General features: G+C 32.3%; 5 protein-coding genes. All 5 read right to left on the bottom strand.

Translation table 11 applies throughout. The features are described from left to right. A partial coding sequence (locus tag ACIQZC_RS10235) for a GNAT family N-acetyltransferase (protein WP_396139124.1) occupies positions 1-219 on the bottom strand: 219 nt, incomplete at its 3' end. Next, positions 220-1,086, bottom strand: coding sequence for a nucleoside phosphorylase (locus ACIQZC_RS10230; RefSeq protein WP_396139123.1), 867 nt, complete (start codon positions 1,084-1,086; stop codon positions 220-222). It abuts the gene before it with no gap. Positions 1,087-1,151: 65 nt separating this feature from the next. Further along, on the bottom strand, positions 1,152-1,487 hold the full coding sequence (locus tag ACIQZC_RS10225) for a translation initiation factor (RefSeq protein ID WP_396139122.1): 336 nt from the start codon (positions 1,485-1,487) through the stop codon (positions 1,152-1,154). A gap of 52 nt (positions 1,488-1,539) precedes the next feature. Continuing rightward, positions 1,540-1,899: a GxxExxY protein gene (locus tag ACIQZC_RS10220; protein ID WP_396139121.1), complete on the bottom strand. Its 360-nt coding sequence runs from the start codon at positions 1,897-1,899 to the stop codon at positions 1,540-1,542. 152 nt (positions 1,900-2,051) lie between these two features. Further along, the gene (locus tag ACIQZC_RS10215) at positions 2,052-3,005 is read right to left on the bottom strand and encodes an isopenicillin N synthase family dioxygenase (protein WP_396139120.1); all 954 of its coding nucleotides are present in this window, start codon (positions 3,003-3,005) and stop codon (positions 2,052-2,054) included. Between the last annotated feature and the right edge of the window lie 262 nt (positions 3,006-3,267).

The raw sequence follows: 3,267 nt of genomic DNA, 5'->3' as shown, positions 1-3,267 counted from the left end.
TGTTTCTTTTAAAATCGTAGCAAAGCGACCAATTTTATTTTCAACATATTGTTTTTGAACCATTTCAATTATTTGAATAGATTCATCAATATGTAATATAGGCTTTTGCCAAAGGTATTTATGTACATTCGGATTAGCATCCATATCAAATAAGGCATGCGCATCTGATAATATAAAAGGGCGATAGAGTAGGCGCTCTGATTCGAGAATAATATCCATTTATTCAACTAACTTATTCAATACATATTCAATTAGTTCATCCACTGCCTTATACGGATCTTCACTAAAAGTTCCAGTTGCACGGTTAGCAATTATAGCATTTAATGACAAACAATTATGACCTAATAATTTACCCAAACCATAAATAGCGGCCGTTTCCATTTCTAAATTAGTCATTCGCGTTCCGTTGAAACTGAAACGATCCATTTTAGAATTTAATGCTGAATCTTGAATTCCTAAACGTACAACACGACCTTGTGGGCCGTAAAATCCGCCAGCAGTTCCTGTAAAACCTTTAAAAATTGCATCGCTTTCAAATCGTTTCTCTAGAGTTTTACTACCTGCAATTACATATGGACGCCCTTTTCTTAGGTCCCAATTCGTTTGCTGAATAAAAGCATCTTCCATTTCAATCTCGGAAATTTCAGCAACTAAATAGGAGCGAAGCATGTTATCTAATCCTAAACCATACTGACTCATTACAATGCTATCGCAAGGAATATCTGCTTGTAACGAACCCGAAGTACCAATACGAATAATATTTAATGAAGTTAATTCTTTTTTGACGGTTCTAGTTTCTAAATCAACGTTTACCAATGCATCAAGTTCATTCATTACGATGTCAATATTATCTGGACCGATTCCTGTAGACATAACTGTAATTCGTTTCCCTTTATAAATTCCAGTTTGAGTTTTGAATTCCCTTTTTTGGGTACTAAACTCTATAGAATCAAAGTGTTTGGTGATTTTTTCTACACGATTTTGATCGCCTACAAATATAATATCATGAGCGACTTCGCCTGGTTTGAGATTGATATGGTAAACACTTCCGTCTGGATTTAGTATTAATTCTGATGTTGCTATCATTTGTTTTTTAATTTAAAGTTTGAGGTTTCAGGTTCTTAACTTTGAACTTGAAACTTGAAACAAATTTATCCTCCAACTCGTTTGGTTTTAAAACCTTTATCTTGTAATAGTTTCATGATTTTGTCTCGATAATCGCCTTGAATGATAATTTCTCCGTCTTTAAATGTGCCACCAACCGCTAATTTACTTTTAATTTCTTTAGCCAATAACTTAAAATCTTCATCTAAGCCTTCATAGTCAGAAATTATGGTAGTGGGTTTTCCTTTTCGTTTTTCATATTTACAAAGAATGGGTGCTGCCTGAACAAATAATTCATGAGGCGTTTCTTCAACAAATTCTGGTTCGTTTGAAACTTTATGGTCAGGGAAAAGTTTTTTTAATTGTTCCTCTAAATCATTCATAATTAATTTTTTAGAACGCGGATAACGCTGATTTTTCAGATTACCGCTGATTTTATTTCCTGTAGTTTTGGAATACTTTTCTACAAAAGTCAGGCTTTTTTCCAAAGTTTAGCAAAAGGCCTACTTCAATATTTGTACTTTTAAGATAATTAATCAGTTGAAATTCATGAGCTTCACAAATTGCTTCTGAAGCTTTTAATTCTATAATCACTTTATTATTTACAATCAAATCGGCATAATATTCTCCTACTTCAATATTTTTGTAATAAACTTTGATTTGTTTTTGAGATTCAACTTCAAATCCATTACTTTTTAACTCATTGTGTAATGCATTATGGTATACTTTCTCTAGAAAACCATATCCTAATTCGTTGTAAACTTCATAAAATAATTTCAAAACGGAACCTGTCAACTCCTTGTGTTATATACTACTCATAATTTTATTATTAATCTGCGGTTATCCGTAAAATCGGCTTCATCCGCGTTCCGTTGTGGCGTGAAAATTTTAATTTTTATACAAAAAACCAAACCCCAATGTTACTTGAAATTTGGAATTTCTTCTTATTATTTTTTAATCAATCCTAATTCAACTAATCGTTCATTTAAGTAGTCCCCAGCGGTAATATCTTCATATAATTTAGGATTTTTTTTATCAATACATTCTGGCAAACAATTCAATTTCATGTCGCTAACTGGGTGCATGAAGAAAGGAATCGAATATCTTGAAGAACCCCAAAAATCTCTTGGGGGATTGACAACTTGATGAATGGTAGATTTTAATTTATTGTTGGTATGACGCGATAACATATCGCCTACATTGATCATTAACTCATCAGGCTGAGCCATAGCATCAATCCAGTCTCCATTATTATTTTGAACTTGTAATCCTTTCCCTTGGGCACCCATTAATAAGGTGATTAGGTTGATGTCTCCATGAGCGGCTGCACGAACGGCTCCGTCTTTAGGCTCGTCTGTAATAGGTGGGTAGTGAATTGGTCGTAAAATACTGTTACCATCTTTAATATATGGATCAAAATAGTATTCATCTAAACCAATATAAAGAGATAAAGCTCGAAGAACGTATACTCCAGTTTTTTCTAACATCACATAGGCTTCTTTTCCTACACTATTGAAATTAGGTAATTCCGTAACTTCTACGTTATTTGGATATTCACCTGAATATTTTGAACCTTCGCTCACATACTGACCAAAATGCCAAAACTCTTTTAAATCGCCAGCAGAACGACCTTTAGCATGTTCTTTACCAAAAGAAACATAACCTCTTTGTCCACCAATCTCTGGGTTTTCATAGGAAGCTTTTGTTTCAAGGGGTAAACTAAAAAATTTACGCACTTCTGAATATAAATCTTCCACTAATTTGTCATCTAAAAAATGACCTTTCAACGCTACGAAACCAATATCTTCGTAGGCTTTTCCGATTTCATTTACAAATTTTTGTTTACGTGCCGGATCATCCGACAGGAAATCACGTAAGTCAACACTAGGAATTTGTTGCATACTAATTTTATTTAAAATAATTCTTTTTTGAGGTTCACTCAACTCAAACAAATATACTATTTTTTATAAAGAAAATAGAAAATTAGTAATTTAAATTTCTAGTGTTTTGGAGCAAAATCGTATAAATATATCATTAAAAAAAGTGAAGTTCTTTTATAACAATTAACGCTAAAAATGTTATTTTTTATTACTTTTGAAGAAATTTAATTGTTCCAAAATATGAACTTTGAAAGAAAAGAATTATCGAACCTACAATTACTAG

Source organism: Flavobacterium sp., from assembly GCF_044338735.1.
Classification (GTDB): Bacteria; Bacteroidota; Bacteroidia; order Flavobacteriales; family Flavobacteriaceae; genus Flavobacterium.
The sequence above is the reverse complement of the archived record's forward strand: the minus strand, read 5'-3'. Positions and strand labels throughout refer to the sequence as shown.

Excerpts from the sequence above, each read along its gene's own strand:
- ACIQZC_RS10215 (WP_396139120.1), bottom strand. The coding sequence starts at position 3,005 with ATGCAACAAATTCCTAGTGTTGACTTACGTGATTTCCTGTCGGATGAT.
- ACIQZC_RS10225 (WP_396139122.1), bottom strand. The coding sequence starts at position 1,487 with ATGAATGATTTAGAGGAACAATTAAAAAAACTTTTCCCTGACCATAAA.
- ACIQZC_RS10230 (WP_396139123.1), bottom strand. The coding sequence starts at position 1,086 with ATGATAGCAACATCAGAATTAATACTAAATCCAGACGGAAGTGTTTAC.